This window comes from Nocardiopsis coralli, from assembly GCF_014892575.1.
Lineage (GTDB): Bacteria > Actinomycetota > Actinomycetes > Streptosporangiales > Streptosporangiaceae > Nocardiopsis > Nocardiopsis coralli.
In genome coordinates, this window is the sequence record NZ_JADBGI010000040.1 from 13494 (window position 1) to 29647 (window position 16154).

Sequence of the window (16154 nt, forward strand, 5' to 3'; positions counted from 1 at the left end):
CGCCTGCCTTCAGCGGCCTTCGCCAGCGCTCGGTCCGGGGCGGTGCGACCCGTGGGTAGGTGGGGCGTCACTGTCCGGAGATGAGTGATGCCCGCACCAAACTTCGGTTACCGGTGAGTAGTGACTCAGTTCACAACAGTGGATGCTCGTGGAGTACGGCCCGGCCCCACCCCCGGGGCGGCCCCCCACGATCAGGAGCCCCCGTGAGACCACACCCCCGCTCGCGACGCCGGCGCACGTCGGTGGTCGCGACCACCGCAGCCGGCACACTCCTCGTCTCCCTGACCCTGACCACCGGCACTGCCGCCGGCGAGACCGGGGCCCCGGAGGCCGACGCCCCGGAGACCGAGGCCGCCGGTGACGTCGCCGAGGTCGAGGCCCAGCTCGCCGAGGCCGGGCACGACGTCGACCTCGAGGACGCCGATTCCTCCTACGACATCCTGGAACAGCTCGAACAACCCGAGGCCGACAGCCCCGAGGCCCAGAACGAGTTCTACGTCCCGCCCGAACCGCTGCCCGAGGGCGAACCCGGCGACGTGATCCGCGCCGAACCCTACGAAGCCAAGGTCGACCCGCTCGGCATCGGCACGTTCCCCGCCGACACCTGGCGCGTCATGTACCTGTCCACCGACGCCCTCGGTGAGCCCATGGCGGTCACCGGAACGGTCATGGTGCCCGAGGCCGAATGGGAGGGCGAGGGCGAACGACCTCTGGTCTCCTACGCCATCGGCACCCACGGCCTCGGCTCGCACTGCGCCCCCTCGGTCGGCCTCGAACAGGGGCTGGACTACGAGGCGGCCTTCATGAAGGAGGTCGTCGACGACGGGAACGCGCTCGTCGTGCCCGACTACGAAGGCCTCGGAACCCCGGACGAGCACACGTACATGGTCGGGCACTCGCAGGGCGCCGCCGTCCTCGATTCCCTGCGTGCCGCGACCAACCTCGACGAGGCCGAGCTGGATGCCGAGTCCCCCATGGGCGTCACCGGCTTCTCCCAGGGCGGGGGCGCCGCAGTGTGGGCCGGGCAGATGCAGCCCGAGTACGCGCCCGACCTGCCGCTGGAAGGCGTCGCCGCCGGCGGGGTGCCGGCCGACCTCGACCGGGTGGCCGAGAACATCGACGGGAGCCTGTACTTCACGTTCCTGGCCTTCGCCGCCTACGGCTACAACGCCGCCTACCCGGAACTGCCGCTGGAGGAGCACCTCAACGCGCGCGGCGAGTTCCTGTTCGAGAAGGTCGCCGACGGCTGCATGATCGACACCCTGCCGCTGGGCCTCGGCAAGAGCATGGACGACCTGCTCGACGTCGACCTCATCGGCACCCCCGAGTGGCAGGCCCGGCTGGAGGAGAACAAGCCCGGGGAGACCGTGCCCGAGGCGCCGATGTACCTGTACCACTCCTCCGGCGACGACATCATCCCCATCGACCAGGCCGAGGAGATGACCGAGACCTACTGCGAGGCCGGGGCGACGCTGGAGTGGCACGAGACCCGGTCCGGGCCGCACATCACCAGCTTCCTCCTCGACAGCGGGGACGCGCGTGACTGGTTGGGCGAGCGCATGGCCGGTGCGGAGCCGGAGAGCGACTGCTGACCCAACGACGCCTCTGATCCCGGATCTGACCCTGGATCGCCCGAACGGCCGCCTCGCACACAGCGGGGCGGCCGTTCTCGGTGTGGAGGCCGGGTTCGTGGGGTGGTGGCCTGATGTGGCCACGGGGCGCGCGCGGGGCGTGTAGGGCGGGAACGTTGGGGGAGCCGTAGCAAACCCCTGGTGTTCCGGGCGTCGGCCTGTCGCTGTGGCCGTGTGCCCGGGGCGTCGTGGCCCCCTGGAGGAAAACATGGATGAGCTGGACAGGGATGCCCTGGTCAGGGACCTGGGCGTGGAGCTGGACAGGGCCCTGGACAGGCAGCGGAGCCGTACCTGGGTGAGGATCATCGCCCTCATAATCGGCGTCGTCGGCATCGTCCTCTTGGTGGGGATGTTGTGGGACGGGGAGTCGACGTACCAGAGCAGGGACGACTCCTACGATCGCGACACCCTCATGGTGGAGCCGGAGGTGATCGTGGTCGAGGTCGACGGGCGCGACGTCACGTGCATCTCGCGCACGGGCTTGTTCGAAGCGAGCCTGTCCTGCGACTGGGAATCGGCCGGGGACCCCGAACCGGAGGCCGACGAGGGGGAGTAGCCGCCGTTCCAGGGCATGCCCGCGGCCGCCCCGACCTGGAACCCGAAACATGAAGACACCGTGGCCCGATGCGGCCACGTCGGCCATGGAGTGCACGTCGTGCCAGGTCAGCGGCGTTCGAAGCGGGTGCAGGCCACGCGCGCCCGTCCACACAGCCCGACCAGGCGATTCTCTCGGTCCGGGGTATTTTCCGGCTTTCTCACCAGTCAATTCACCGAACATGAGAGCCGGAATCCGCGCTTGACCCTGTTCCTGAGATCCTGTTCAGTTGTCATCGCCGGCACAGAAAAATACTTCAGTACCCCGATGAGAGGAATCGTCATGTACCGACCCCCCATGCTGACGGAGATCGCCGCGTTCAAGAAGGACACGAACGGGGCCGGCAGCGCCACCGAGCGCGACCTTCTCGGCTTCCGCGCCGTCTTCGTCGTCCACCCCCCGTGGTAAACACCACGAACGCGGCACTCTGATCCCCTTGTCCGAAGGTGATCAGAGGTGAAGCGAAAGGGGCGTCCGGCCGATGTCCGATGAGATGTCGCCCGGGCGCCCCGGTCTGTCGCGAACCAGAGGAAAGCCGACATGAAGGGTATTCATGGCATTCGTCGTGCATCCTGATGTTCCGGTCTCTGCTCATTTCGAGGGCGCCGTGCGCGAGGCCGGAATGGCACTTCTGGTGCCGCACGCGTCGGGGCACCCCTGGATCTACACCGACGACGTCGGCGGAACACGGATCACGGGCGGGGGCGAGATCTCCGTCTGCGGCGGGGTGGTACGGGTGCACGGGTCGGCCGTGGATGCCGTGTTCGTCGGCCACAGCTCCGAGGTCGAGGCCCTGACCGGCGAACTGGCCTTCCTCCGCAGGGAGGTCGCACGCGCCCGACGGGTCGAGGATCTGGACGGCCTCGCGGGCTTCCTCTTCGGGTCCTGCACGATGCTCGCCTCCGCCGGCGGGGTGACACGGTCCCAGGGAACCGTCTCCGGCACCGGCGCGATCTTCCGGGGGAGCACCGCGGGCGTGCCGATCGCCTCCGACGACCCGGGCGTCCTGCGCGCGTTGCTCGGCGGTTCGGTCGACACCGCCGAGCTCGTACTGCGGATGAGCAACATGGAGGGCCACCACCCCTTCACCTCGTCCTCCATCTGGGACTCGGTGCGCGCAGTCCCGCCGGGGCACTGGCTCCGGTGCGCCGACGGCGGTGAAGCCACCGTCGAACCCTGGTGGAGCCCGCCCGATCCCGTCTCCTCGCTCGACGCGCTCGCGCCCGTGCTGAACAGCGCCACCGGCCGTGCCACCTACCGCGCGGCGCCCCCGGGCACGGTGGTCAGCGCGGATCTGTCCGGCGGGCTCGACTCCACCACGCTGTGTTTCTTCCTCGCCCAGCACAGGGACGACCTGCGGACCTGGTTCCTGTCGTCGGGCAAGGCCGGCAACACCGACGCGGACTGGTCGGCGCGCGCAGCCTCGGAACTGGGCAGCGACCACCGTGTCCTGCCCTACCACGGCAGCCCCGCCGAACGCCTCGACACCGAGCGCCACCTGTTCGAGGCCTTCCCCGAAGGGCCCTCCGGAGCCACGCGCTACCTGGACACCATCCGCCGGCTGAAGGCGCTCTCGCCTCGCGGGGCCCCGGTCGCCCACATCAGTGGACACGGCGGTGACGAACTGTTCGGGCCGGTCACAGCCATGCCCTGGTCCCTGGCGCGGTCACGCACCCGGGGGAGGTTCCGCACGCTCAGGGCGTTCCGCAAGGTCAACCGCAAGAGCCTGCGGGACACCCTCGCCCTGCTGGGTACCCGGAGCGACCCGCGAGCGGACCTGATCGAGAACACCGCCTCGGACTTCTCCGCCGCCTTCGACCCGTACACGCACGGGGCGCGCTGGACACCGTTGATCGCCCTGCCCGAAGCGCTCTCCCGCGACGCCCGGGACCTGGCCCGGGACAAGGTGCTGCGTTTCGCCGACGAAGAGGCCCTGGCCCTGCACCGCGACCGCACCCTCCACCAGATCCTCGAAGCCGTGCGGTTCCACGGGACCCTTGTGCGAAGAATGAACCAGATATCCCGCTGGGAGCGGAGGGGCAGCGGGGTGGACGTGAATTTCTCCAGCCCCTTCCTCGACAGAGAGATCGTCGAATCCGGGCTCGCCCTCGAGATCGGCGGAAGGTTCAGCGGCGGGGTCAAACCCCTCCTGGCGCGAGCCCGTCCGGAAAAAATGCCGGAAGACTATTTCCAGCGGCGGGACAAAGGGGAGTACTCACCCGAGATGTTCGCCGAATACAAAGAACAGAAGGACCGCATCCGCGCCACGTTCGCCGAGGGATCCCTCCTGGAGGACATGGGGCTCATCGACCCCTCCGCATTCCGGCGCCAGATCGAAAGATACACACCCGACGGAAACTCCGTGGAACAAGTCATGCAGATCCACACCATCGAACGCTGGCTGCGTTCCGCGCACGATGCCGACGCCCTCACCACCACCGGAACCGGAGGCCCGCGATGAAACTCGCCCCTGGACTCAACCTCACCGAGATCGACGAGGGCACGGTCCTCTTCGACGAGAACACCGGAAAGTACTGGCACCTCAATGACGTGGGCACGGAGGTCGTCCGAGCGGTGCTCGCGGACCGTGACGTCTCCGAGGTGGCGGCCGCCATCAGCGAACGCACCGGGGCCGAGTACTCCATGGTCGACGCCGACTGCCGGGGGCTCCTCGAGGAGATGGTCTCGGCCGGCCTGGTGAGCGGCCGGGCATGAGCATCCCCATCCGCCCCGAACAGGTATGGCGACCCTCCCTCGGACACCGCGTCCTCGCACGGGTGGCGGTGGCGCTGAGCTGGGTCCTGGCCCAGTTCTCGCCGAAGGCCATCCGCCGCGTCCTCTCCCTGCCCTTCCTCGGCAGGTCGGAGCCGGGCGCCCGCGAGGTCCTCGAGTGGAGGAACGCGGTCAACCACGTGAGCCACCACTGCGCGGGCAACGGCTGCCTCCAACGCTCCATCGCGGTCATGTTCATGGGGTTCATGCACGGCCGGGCCCCCGTGTGGTGCACGGGGTTCCGGCTCGAACCCTTCTCCGCGCACGCCTGGGTCGAGATCAACGGCGAACCCGTGGGCGAACCCGGGGTCGTCTCCGAATACAAGAAGGTCATGTCGGTGAGCCCGCCGTGGGCACGAACCTGACCGACCACCACGAACCGAACGCCAGCACACACCGACGACCAGGACGACACGTCGAACCAGAATGAAGAGGTGAGCCGGACCCGTGATCTCCATCGACGGGGTCAGCAAGACCTACGGCAAGGCCCGAGCGGTCGAGAACGTCGGCTTCACCGCCGAACCCGGGGCGGTCACCGGCCTCATCGGCCCCAACGGATCCGGGAAGTCGACCACCCTCAGAATCCTCCTCGGCATCACCCGGCCCGACACCGGCACCGCCACCGTGGGCGGCTCCCGCTACCGGGACCTCGCTTTCCCCCTCCGCACCGTCGGCGCCCTGCTCGACAACGCCGCCCCGCTCCCCGAACGCCGGGCCGTGGACCACCTGACGTGGATCGCACGCAGCAACGGCATCCCCAAGGTCCGGGCACGGGAGGTCCTCGACGCCGTGGGCCTGAGCCGGGCCGCCAAGGACCGCGTCAAGAGCTACTCCCTCGGGATGCGCCAACGCCTGGGCATCGCCGCCGCGCTCCTCGGCGACCCCGACATCATCGTGCTCGACGAACCCATGAACGGCCTCGACCCCGAAGGCATCCGGTGGATCCGGGACCTCATGCGCGAACGGGCCGATGCCGGAGGGACCGTGCTGGTCTCCAGCCACTTCATGAAGGAGCTCGAGAGCGTGGCCGACCACGCCGTCCTCCTGGCCGGCGGGCGGGTACGGGCCTCCGGCGCGCTCGGCGACATCGTTGCCGGATACCCGTCCCTGGAGGAGGCCTACTTCGACCTCACCCGGGAGGCCGCCCGATGAAGGACACCGCTCCCACGATCGCGGCACACAACCCCGGACGCGCCACCGTGTTCACCCGCGCGTTCTCCGCGGAACTGGCCAAGACCGCCTCGTTGCGCGGCTGGTGGATCGGGGCCGCGCTCGTGCTCGCCCTCACCACCTACTTCGCCCACATGGGCGCCACCCTGCTCGTCGAACTGGTCGAGACGCTCGAGGACGGGGCCTTCACCGACCTGGACGGGGCCCGTGTCCCCCTCGAACAAGGGGTGGTCGAGACCGTCCTGAGCTCGCCCTACCAGAGCATGGCGCTGTTCTTCCCGCTCGTGGTGGCCGTGGTCGTGGGCCAGGAGTACCGCCACGGCCAGATCCAGGCCACCGTGATGGCGGTCCCCGCCCGGGGGGTGCTGGCCGCCGCCAAGATCACCGCGGTGTGCGTCCTGACCCTGGTGGTGTGCACAGCCGCCTACCTGCTCTCCAGCACACTGCTGTGGTTCGTGCTGCCCGAACCGGCGGCCGGGCTGGTCCTGGGCACCGAAGCGCTGCTCACCCTGCCCCGGATCATGCTCTACGCGGTGTGCATGGCGCTCGTGTCAGGGGCCCTGACCACGGTGTTCCGCAGCACGCTCATCGCCTTGTTCGCCGTCGTGGGGATCCTCGTGCTGACGGTGTCCGGCCTGTTGTCGGCGTTCGTGCCACCCGTGCACGACGTGCTGCCCATGATCGCGGCCCAGTCGTTCCTGTTCGGCCACGCGGTCGAGGGAGTCCCCTCGGCGGGCGCCGGGCTGCTCACCCTGCTGGCCTGGGCTGTGGTCGCGGCGGTGCTGTGGACGGCCACGCTCATCAGGAGGGATGCCGTGTGAGGACCGACCGGACCACAAGCACACACGACCGCCGTACGGACGGCCCCGGCACGGGGGCCGTGGCGTGGGCGGCGTTGCGTGCCGAGACCGGCCGCCTGCTGACCCTGCCCTGGACCTGGCTCGTGCTCGCAGCCGCGTTCACCCTGGTCACCACCGCCGCGGTCTTCGCCGACGCCGAGATCGGGGTCGCCGGTGCCGGTGCACGCGAGGCCGCGGTCCTGCCCGACACCTTCGGGCTGACCTGGAGCATCCAGGTGCTCGTGGTGCTGGCCGCGGTCACGGCCGGGGCGGACCTGCGCGCCGGAGAGCTCGTCAACGGGCTCATCTGCGTACCCGACCGGCGGATCCTGGTCATGGCCCGGACGGCCGTGCTCGTCGGGGCAGCGGTCGCCGCGGGGGTCCCCCTCCTGGCGGTGGACCGCTGGATCCGCCACACGGTCTCCGAGGCCGGGGTCCCAGGGGGCGCGGAACTGCTGAGCACGGCGGCCGGCTACCTGCTCAGCGCGGCGGTCTTCGTGCTCCTGGCCACGACCCTCGCCCACTTGCTGCGCCACGCGATGGCGGCCCTGGCGATCCTGCTGCTCATGCCGATCCTCCTGGTCCCGCTGCTCGGACGCCTGTTCCCGCGAGCCTCGGAGGTGCTGCCGCACAACGCCAGCGCGGCCGCGTTCACCGGCAGCGGGCAGGACGGGCTCGACCTGACGACCGGGCAGGGCTTCGCGCTGTTGCTCGGCTGGGCGCTGGTGCTGATCGCCGTGCACACCCTCGTATTCGTCAGAAGAGACCACTGAGACAGGAGCCGAACCCCATGGCCGCCACCGATACCCCCGCCACCGGGCCAGAGGACCGGGGCCCGGAACCGGTACCCCGGGCACGCATCGCGGACCTGTGGCCCTACGTCCACCCGCACCGGCGTGCGCTCGCGGCGGCCCTGGCCCTGGGGCTGCTCGGGGCCGGGGCGGCGGTCGCGCAACCCCTGCTCGTGGCCGAGGCCGTCGACACCTTCGCCGACGGGGTCGCGCCGTGGGTCCTGGCCGTCCTGCCCGCCCTGCTCATCGCGTCCGCGGGGCTGACCTGCCTGCAACAGCTCATTCTCGAGCGGTCCAGCGAACGCCTGGTCTTCGACATGAGGCGCCGGCTCATCGCGCACGTCCTGCGCCTGCCGATCGGTGTGCTCGAGCGGCGCAAGCGCGGCGACCTCGTCTCACGGGTCGGTGCGGACACCTCGTCCATGCGCAGGGTCCTCAGCCAGGGCGTGGTGGAACTGTGCTCCAGCGGCCTGACGGTCGTGGCCGCCCTGGTGTTCATGGCGCTGATCGACGCGCTCCTGCTCGGTGTGGTGGTCGGTGTCGTGGCCGCCCTGGTCGTCACGGTCATCCTCATCGGGCGCCGGACCCAAGGGGCGGCCCTGCAGCTGCAGACCAGCGTCGGGCGCATGTCCTCGCACATGGAGCGGGCGCTCGGGGGCGTGCGGACGATCCGGGCAACCCTGTCCACCCGGCGTGAGACCGACCGGGGGACCCAGGAGGCGTCCGGGGCGCTGAACGCCGGGCTGCGCGTGGCCGGGCTCAAGGCCGTGGTGAGCTCCTTCTCCGGTGTCGCGGTCCAGGTCGTGCTCCTGGCCGTGGTCGGGCTCGGTGCGCTGCGGGTGGCCTCCGGTGCGCTGACGGTCGGGGAACTCAGCGCCTTCGTCATGTACATGATGCTCATCGTCACCCCGGTCGCACTCTTCGCCGGGATCGTGACCGCGTTCAACGAGGCTCTGGGCGCCTTCGGACGGGTCAAGGAGGTACTCAGCCTGCCCACGGAGCACGACCCGGCCGAACCCGCCGGCGACCAGAGCCTGGACCGGGGGGCCGGCCGGGCGTTCGAGTTCCGCGGTGCCGGGTTCGTGTACCCGGGCTCCGCCGAGGGGGAGTGGGCCCTGCGGGGGGTCGACCTCGCCGTTCCCACCGGCGGTGTCACCGCGATCGTGGGGCCCTCGGGCGCCGGGAAGTCGACCCTGTTCGGCCTGATGGAGCGCTTCTACGACCTGGCCGAAGGTGAACTGCGCTTCTTCGGCAGGAACGTCGACACGCTCCCCCGCGACCGGGTCCGTGCCCACCTGGCCTACGTCGAGCAGGACGCGCCCGCACTGGCCGGCACGGTCCGGGAGAACTTGCTGCTGGGCCGGCACGACGCCGACGACGCGGCCTGCATCGAGGCTCTCCGGCGCAGCAACCTGCTGTTCCTGGCCGAGCGACCCGCGGACCTGCTCGACCTCGAGATCGGAGAGAACGGGATCCTGCTGAGCGGGGGTGAACGGCAGCGGCTGGCCATCGCCCGGGCCCTGCTCTCCGATGCGGACGTGCTCTTGCTCGACGAGGCGACCTCGAACCTCGACAGCAACAACGAACACAGCCTGCAGAAGGCGATCGACGAAGCAGGACGCGACCGGACCGTCGTGGTCATCGCGCACCGGCTCGCGACCGTCCGCCATGCCGGGAACATCATCGTGGTCGAGGACGGGCGCGTGGTCGGCCAGGGCGATCACCCCGTCCTGATGCGGAGCAACGCCTTGTACCGCGAACTCGTGGAGCGGCAGCAGCTCGACCCGGTCGGGTGAGCGAAGGCGGTGCGGAGAGTCCGGGTGGGGCGAGTGCGGGTGGGACGGGGTTCCGGTGAACCGGGGGGCGCTGGGACAGCGAGGGCCCCGACGCGCACTGGGTGCGCGTCGGGGCCGGATCGGGGTGGCGCCGCGGGGGGCGGTGCGCCGTGGGTCGGGGTGCTCGGCCGGATCAGATCGCGATGACGCCGATGGCCACCGACGCGGCGAACAGCGCCAGGGTGAAGCCCCACATCCAGAAGAACGAGTACCGGATGTGCTTGCCCAGGTCCACGCCGGCCATCCCGACCGCCAACCACACCGAGGCGTTGAACGGGCTGATGTAGGTCCCGATGATGTTGCCGATGATCAGCGAGTACGCCACCGTCGTGGACTCCACCCCCTGCTGCACGGCGATGTTGTCCACCAGCGGCAGGAGCGCGAAGTAGTACGCGTCGGTGCTCAACACCAGCTCCAGCGGCATCCCCAGGAAACCGATGACCAGGTGCAGCTGCTCGACCAGGATCTCCGGCAAGAACGCGATCATGTTGCCGGCCAGGGAATCGAGCATCCCCGACTCCTCGAGGATGCCCAGGAACGCGCCGGCCGCAAGGATGATGCCGCCGGTGCCCAGGGCGTTCGGGGCGTGCTTGCGCACCCGCTCCATCTGCTCGGCGACGCTGGAGGTGTTGATGAGCAGCGCCAGGCTGAGCGCGACCATGAAGACCAGGCCGGCGGGGAGCATGTCGGTGAGGAGTACGCCCACCGTGACCGCGAGCAGTAGGTAGTTGGCGAGCGGCCGACGCGGGCTCGCGTCGAGGTCGGGGCCCGGGGTGTTCGAGCTGTCGGTGGAGCCGGCGCTCCCGGCCGGGCCGTCGGCCGGGCCGTCGGTCGCGTCGCCGCTGCCGGAAGGCGTCGGGGGCTGTTCGGTGCCGTCCACACCTCGGCCCCCGACGCCGCTCATGTGAGGGGTGTTCCGGCGGGCGGCGATCCGGCGGCGCTCGCGCAGGCCCAGGATCGCGGCCATCCCGACGAGCAGGACCAGACCGATGGCCTGCACGGGGATCAGCCCGTGCCAGAGCTCGATCGGGCTCAGGCCGATCACCGCGGCGGCGCGGCCGACCGGACCGCCCCACGGGAGCATGTTCATGATGCCGATGCTGGTGCTGATGAGCAGCATCAGCAGGTAGGGGCTCATCTCCAGGCGTTTGTACAGCGGCAGCAGCGCCGGGATGCAGATGAGGAAGGTCGTTGCTCCGGACCCGTCGAGGTGGCACACCGCGGCGAGCAGGACCGTTCCGACACAGATGCCCACGATGTTTCCGCGGCTGACCCGGAGCATGAAGTTGATCAGCGGGTTGAACAGGTGGACGTCGTTGAGTACGCCGAAGAACAGGATCGCGAAGATCAGCATCACGGCCACGTCCAAGACCGAGCCGAGCCCGGACTCGAAGAACTCGGTGATCTCCGCGGGGGAGAACCCGGCGGCGAAGGCCCCCAGGAGGGGGATGAGCGTCAGGCCGACGATCGGGGACACACGTCCCAGGATCAGCAGCGTCGCCACCGAGGCGATGACCGCGAATCCGATGATGCTGAGCATGGCGACTTCCGGTAGCGGGTCGGGAACAGGGCTCCGCGAGGTGCGTCGGGGGGACGGGCGCGGCGCGCAACGGGATGACCGTGCGACGGGGCGGCACCGGTGGTGCCGCCCCGTTGTTTCCTGCGGGTTACGTCACATGATGCGCGTTACATGGCCTGGATCACGGTCTTGTGTTCGTTCGGGGATTAATGGTCGTAATGTTCGTGTCGGGCCGTATTGGTCCGGTGGTCGTCGGCCCGCAATATGGGGGTCATGCGTGAGAGAGGTCGACGCCGTGTCTCCCTGACCGGCCAACTCTTCGTCGCGAGTGTGGCTCTGCTCGGCTCGGCCCTGCTCGTGGTCGGACTGTTGTGGACCCTGCACCACCGGGCGCAGGTCGAGCACCAGTACGAACAACGGGCGCTGGCGATCGCGCGGTCCGTCGCGGCGACACCGGACGTCCGTGAGGCGTTGTCGGGTGGTGGGGCCACGGTGTCGGAGGCCGACGGCGGTGGTGGCAGTTCGGAGGCCGGGGAGCAGCCCGGTGAGGCCGGGGAACTCGTGGAACCCGGGGGCGACAGTGCCATCGCGCAGGCCGCCGAGGACATCCGTGCCGAGACCGGGGCGCGCTACGTCGTGGTCGCCGACCGGGACGGGATCCGGCACTCCCACCCCGACGAGGCGGAGATCGGGCGTCCGACCAGCACCGACCCGGCCGAACCGCTGGCGGGCCGCACCTGGACCGGTGTGCAGGAAGGCCCGGCCGGGCTCACGCTGCGCGCCAAGGTTCCGGTGATGACGACCCAGAGCGCTCCGGAGGCGGGTGAAGGACGGGCCGGGGAAGGCGGCTCGGAGGTCGATGAGGGCCAGGCCGGGGACGGGGTCGTCGGGTTGGTCTCCGTCGGGATCCTCGTCGACGAGCTCGACACCGCGCTCGCCGACGCACTGCCCGGCATCGTCGCCGCCACCGCAGGCATGCTCCTGGTCGGGGCGGGCGGCGCGTGGCTCATCTCCCGCCGCATCCGCGCCCAGACCCACGGCATGGAACCCGAGGAGATCACCGAACTCCTCGACGGGCGCGAAGCCCTGTTCCATGCGGTCCGAGAAGGCGTGCTCGCCGTGGGGGCCGACGGGCGCATCACCCTCGCCAACGCCCCCGCCCGGGAACTGCTCGGGCTGCCCGAGGGGTGCGTGGGCGACCGTCCCGACCAGCACGTGGGCGCAGGCGCACTGCTGGACCTGCTCACCGGACGCGACGCCGAACACGGGGTCTGCATCGCCGTCGGCGCGCGCATCCTCGTGTGCGACCGGCGTCCGGTGCGGGTCGGGCAGGCCGACGGGGGAGCGGACGGCGGGGCCGTGGTGACCGTGCGCGACCACACCGAGCTCAGCCGGATCTCCGACGAGCTCGACGGGGTGCGCACGGCGACGTGGGCGCTGCGTTCCCAGAGCCACGAGTACGCCAACCGCATCCACACCGTCGCCGGGATGCTGGAACTCGGGGAGTCCGAGCACGCACGCTCCTACCTGGCCGAACTCACGGCCGCGCACACACGCACCAGCACCGACATCGCCGCGCGCATCGGGGACACGTCCGTCGCCGCGCTCGTGCTGGCCAAGTCCGCGCAGGCCAACGAGCAGGGCACGGTGCTGGAGCTGGAACCGCTGTCCAACCTGGACTCGCCCCTGGAAGGAACCCTGCGCCGGGACGTGCTGCTCGTGGTCGGCAACCTCATCGACAACGCCCTGCAGGCGGTGGGCGAGGGCGGACGCGTGGAGCTGCTGCTGCGCGAGTACGGGGCGCAGGAGAGCGAGGACGGCGCGATGTTGGAGATCCGCGTCATCGACTCCGGGCCGGGGCCGGAACCCGGGGTTCGGGACGAGCTCTTCGCGCTGGGGACCACCACGAAGCTGGGTTCCGGGTCCGGGCCGAGGGGGTTGGGTCTGGCGCTGGTGCGGCAGGCGTGTCTGCGGCGCGGTGGATGGGTCGATGTGGAGCGGGACGACGGAGACGGCGACCGAGGCGAAGGTGACCGAGGCGAAGGCGGTGACGTGGACGGGTTCGGTGGTGGCGCCGGTGGCGAAGGCGGTGGTGAGACCGTGTTCAGCGCGTGCCTGCCCCTGAACGGTGGGGGTTCCGGGGACGGGGTCGACGACGGTTCCGAGATGGAGAGTCTTACGGGAGGTGCGCGGTGATCAAGGTCCTGATCGTGGAGGACGACGCGCGTGTGGCCCACAACCACCGGTGCCTCGTGGAGGAGACGCCCGGGTTCACGGTGACCGGGGTCGCGCACACCGCCGGCGCGGCTATGGGGTCGATCGCGCGGGAGCGGCCGCACCTGATCCTGCTCGACCTGTTCCTGCCGGACCGGTCGGGCATGGAGCTGCTGCGGACCCTGCGCGGGCCCGGCCGGTCCAAGGGCGGCGGGGGCCCGGAGGACGGGCGTTCGGTGGACGATCGTTCGAGGGACGGGCGCTCGGGGGACGGGCGTTCGGTGGACGGACGTTCGAAGGACGGCGGCGGTGCGCACGAGGACGGGCTCGTGGATGCGCTGGTCATCACGGCGCTGCGGGACGTCGGGCACGTGCGGGAAGCGCTGCACAACGGGGCGGTGCACTACCTGATCAAGCCGTTCAGTCTGGCGTCCCTGCGCGACCAACTCGAGCGGTACGCGGCCGCGCGCAGCCGGTTGGAGCAGTCCGGGGAGGCGACGCAGAACGACGTGGACCGGGTCGTGGGACTGCTGCGCCCGGCGAGCAACCGGTCGCACTCCAAGGCACTGACCTCGCCGACCGGGCGGATGGTCGCGGAGGCCCTGCGCCAGGCGGGGACCGATCTGTCGGCGACCGAGGCCGCGGAGGTGACCGGGGTGGCGCGGGTGACGGCGCGGCGGTATCTGGAGCAGTTGTGCACCGACGGGCGGGCGGTGCTCACCATGCGGCACGGGTCGACCGGGAGGCCGGAGCACCGGTACCGGTGGGTGGCGTAGCCCCGACAGTTGGCAGGCCCCGCCCCCTGGGGTGAGGGGCTTCTCGGTGGTGTTCTGCGGGGTGGGGGACTGTGGTGTGCCTCGGGGGGGGCTGGGGTGGGGTGGGGGGGTTCGTTGGTGTTGCCTCGGGGGTGGTGGTTCGTCGGGGTCGGGAACGATAGCCCGGCCGGCCCTGCGCGCAACCCTCGTCGGCGCCACCCCCTGATTTCCGGGGTCGGAGTGGATGTGTCGGCGTTGTGCGTGGTTGATCGCGGCGCCTCGGGGTGTGCGCTCCGGGCCTGTTCGCCGGGCTGTCCCGACCCGCATCGACGAACCCCTTCGCCCCCGAGGCCCCCGCCAGCCCAAAGGAACGGGTCCAAGAGCAACGGCAACGACACACCCTCTGGGGGCCCCATTGCGACCAACGGTCGGGGTGTGCGGGCGGTGGCGCGCTCCTGCGGAAGCACAGGCGACGGCAACGGCGACGGCAACGGCGACGGCGACGGCAACGGCACAAGCACGCCCCGCGCACTCCCGGCCGCGCATTGAGTGTCGGGGGTGGCGGGTGTGCGGGATCCTCCCGCCGAGGATCTTGCTACCAGAGCAGACTTCAGCGCTGAACCCTGCTCCAGTAGCAAGATCCCCGAACCCCCCGCCCCAGAATGCCCAAAGAAAAGAGCCGTGCAGGGTTATCCACAGGGCCATTTTTGGACTGAATGCGGGAGCCCGGAAATAGGGACAGAGGGCGGCCATGAGACCGTAAAAAGTAAGGGTTCTATTCCCTTTGGGTAACTACCGCTTTCTGGCCCCCGTGCGTATTGTTGGATTATGGCGAACGACACCACCGACCACGCGCACCCGGCCCCGGGCACCGGCCCGGACCCGGCCGTGTCCGCGCTGATGGCCGCGGTGGCGGTGTTCATCCAGACTCTGTCCGGGGACGTGCCTTTCGGCACCGGCGGAACCGTTCTGGAACGCATGAAGGCGGTGCGTGAACAGATCGACCAGCTCACCTTTTCCATGCTCGCGCCCTTGGCGCAGATGGAAGCCTCCGGTGAATTGCTGGCCGAGGGCGGGGAGAAAACCATCAAGGCATATGTGACCCACGCCTGGGGGATCGGCCCCAACGAGGCCGAGCGGTTGATGTATCTGGCCCGCAACCTGCACCACGGCACCATCCCCAAGACGACCGAGGCGATCGAGGCGGGCGCCCTGACCGTGGGCGAAGCCGCCGCGGTGGCCGCCGGGGTGGAGCGCGAGGTGGAAAAGCGCGACACCAACGCCCACCCGGACGCGGACGAGTACCGCGCGCAGGTGGACACCGGGATGATGGCCTTCAAGGCCCACAAGGCGTCGATGTCGGTGAAGAACTTCGACCAGGCCGCCCACGCCCTGGGCTTCGACCTCAACCCGGACCGGGCGGAGAAGAACGAGCGGGCCGAGTTCGCTGAACGCGGGGCGCGGTTGCGTTCCAACTTCGCGGGGTTCAGCTTCGAGGCGTGGGGCCCGGTCTCGGACGGCGAGCGCCTCAAGGCGGCGCTGGCCTCGTTCACGGCCCCCTACGGCACCACCGAGAAGAACCCCGACACCGGCGCGTGCGCCGACGGCACCGAAGCTGCCTCCGGCGGCCCCGGCAACGCCGGTGGCTCCGACATCGGCCTCATCCCGCCGAGCGAGGCCGTGACCTCGCGCTACGGGCGCACCTACGACGCGCTCATCAGCGCGATGGGCTTCGCCCACGGCCACCACGGCCACACCAACACCAAGACCAAGGCCGGGACCGAGGTCACCGGCAAGGGCAAGGGCAACGCCACCGGCGGCCCCGCCGCTGGTGCTGACGCGGGTGCTGACCCCGTCGGCGACGCCGACGGCGACGGCCCCGGCGGCTTCGCCTCGGGCGGTGGGAACTCCGCCTCGGGGGACTCTGATGCTGCTGACTCTTCTGCTGATGCTGACGGGTCCGCTTCTGGCGGTGGCTGCTCGCAGCCGCCGGGGACCAAGGCGGTCATCAACATCACCGTGCCCCTGTCGGC

Annotated in this window: 13 protein-coding genes and 1 pseudogene; 13 read left to right on the forward strand and 1 reads right to left on the reverse strand. The window is 70.4% G+C overall.

Translation table 11 applies throughout. From position 1 onward, the window contains the following. The first annotated feature begins 242 nt into the window (after positions 1-242). The 10 genes from IDM40_RS26910 to IDM40_RS26955 all read left to right on the forward strand — a co-directional run bounded on the left by IDM40_RS26910 (position 243) and on the right by IDM40_RS26955 (position 9594). A complete protein-coding gene (locus IDM40_RS26910; protein ID WP_193124903.1) occupies positions 243-1592 on the forward strand; it encodes a lipase family protein in 1350 nt (449 codons plus the stop codon). A gap of 247 nt (positions 1593-1839) precedes the next feature. Then, positions 1840-2187 (forward strand): hypothetical protein, encoded by a 348-nt coding sequence (locus IDM40_RS26915; protein ID WP_193124888.1) that lies wholly within the window; start codon positions 1840-1842, stop codon positions 2185-2187. 321 nt (positions 2188-2508) lie between these two features. Continuing rightward, entirely contained in the window at positions 2509-2634 is a 126-nt protein-coding gene (locus IDM40_RS26920) for a lasso RiPP family leader peptide-containing protein (RefSeq protein WP_193124889.1), read from the forward strand. A 145-nt stretch (positions 2635-2779) separates the two neighbouring features. Then, the gene (locus IDM40_RS26925; protein WP_193124890.1) at positions 2780-4687 is read left to right on the forward strand and encodes an asparagine synthase; all 1908 of its coding nucleotides are present in this window, start codon (positions 2780-2782) and stop codon (positions 4685-4687) included. Continuing rightward, positions 4684-4941, forward strand: a complete 258-nt coding sequence (locus tag IDM40_RS26930) for a lasso peptide biosynthesis PqqD family chaperone (protein WP_193124891.1) — start codon at positions 4684-4686, stop codon at positions 4939-4941. The genes IDM40_RS26925 and IDM40_RS26930 overlap by 4 nt, the downstream gene beginning before the upstream one ends. Next, complete coding sequence (locus IDM40_RS26935) at positions 4938-5363, forward strand: lasso peptide biosynthesis B2 protein (RefSeq protein ID WP_193124892.1); 426 nt, start codon at positions 4938-4940, stop codon at positions 5361-5363. Before IDM40_RS26930 ends, IDM40_RS26935 begins: the two co-directional genes overlap by 4 nt. Positions 5364-5445: 82 nt before the next feature. After that, complete coding sequence (locus IDM40_RS26940; RefSeq protein ID WP_193124893.1) at positions 5446-6150, forward strand: ABC transporter ATP-binding protein; 705 nt, start codon at positions 5446-5448, stop codon at positions 6148-6150. Next, on the forward strand, positions 6147-6989 hold the full coding sequence (locus tag IDM40_RS26945; RefSeq protein WP_193124894.1) for a hypothetical protein: 843 nt from the start codon (positions 6147-6149) through the stop codon (positions 6987-6989). Before IDM40_RS26940 ends, IDM40_RS26945 begins: the two co-directional genes overlap by 4 nt. Next, positions 6986-7780, forward strand: a complete 795-nt coding sequence (locus tag IDM40_RS26950; protein ID WP_193124895.1) for a hypothetical protein — start codon at positions 6986-6988, stop codon at positions 7778-7780. Before IDM40_RS26945 ends, IDM40_RS26950 begins: the two co-directional genes overlap by 4 nt. Before the next feature lie 17 nt (positions 7781-7797). Further along, positions 7798-9594: an ABC transporter ATP-binding protein gene (locus IDM40_RS26955; protein ID WP_193124896.1), complete on the forward strand. Its 1797-nt coding sequence runs from the start codon at positions 7798-7800 to the stop codon at positions 9592-9594. Between the two features lie 172 nt (positions 9595-9766). Here IDM40_RS26955 and IDM40_RS26960 read toward each other — a convergent pair whose 3' ends face one another. Further along, a complete protein-coding gene (locus tag IDM40_RS26960) occupies positions 9767-11173 on the reverse strand; it encodes a CitMHS family transporter (protein ID WP_193124897.1) in 1407 nt (468 codons plus the stop codon). Positions 11174-11425: 252 nt separating this feature from the next. Between IDM40_RS26960 and IDM40_RS26965 the strand changes: the two genes are divergently transcribed. The 3 genes and pseudogenes from IDM40_RS26965 to IDM40_RS26975 form a co-directional block, all read left to right on the forward strand. Then, complete coding sequence (locus IDM40_RS26965; protein WP_268959402.1) at positions 11426-13348, forward strand: ATP-binding protein; 1923 nt, start codon at positions 11426-11428, stop codon at positions 13346-13348. After that, positions 13345-14142, forward strand: a complete 798-nt coding sequence (locus tag IDM40_RS26970) for a response regulator (protein ID WP_193124899.1) — start codon at positions 13345-13347, stop codon at positions 14140-14142. The genes IDM40_RS26965 and IDM40_RS26970 overlap by 4 nt, the downstream gene beginning before the upstream one ends. Before the next feature lie 807 nt (positions 14143-14949). After that, positions 14950-16154, forward strand: a pseudogene (locus IDM40_RS26975) (DUF222 domain-containing protein); the annotation flags it as partial.